This is a genomic window from Pseudomonas sp. AC463 (genome assembly GCF_979253585.1).
The window spans coordinates 1-245 of the sequence record NZ_CEEDDZ010001026.1 but is presented as its reverse complement, the minus strand read 5'-3'; the positions used below and the strand labels follow the sequence as shown (position 1 = coordinate 245).

Sequence of the window (245 nt, the reverse complement as noted above, 5' to 3'; positions counted from 1 at the left end):
GCTATCGGGCGCGAAATCGGTGACGTTGAAGGCGGACGGGCAGTCGCTGACCTATGACGGCAAGTCCGGCGTACCGGCGACATTCGACTGGCCGGGCGCGGGTGGTGCCTCCGTCGAGTTCGCAATCGACGGCGCGGCGCCGGCGGTGAAAAGCTGGGTCGGTGTCTGGGGTGCGTTCCGCATGATGAAGGAGGCTGCTGTCAAAGCCGCCGGCTCGCCGCTGGCGGGCGCGGGCAGCCTGACCC

Annotated in this window: 1 protein-coding gene; it reads left to right on the top strand. The window is 69.4% G+C overall.

Annotation, left to right across the window (positions count from 1 at the left end):
- Positions 1-245: type VI secretion IcmF C-terminal domain-containing protein (locus tag AC0IYH_RS33355; RefSeq protein WP_471838702.1), on the top strand; the 245-nt coding region annotated here is incomplete at both ends.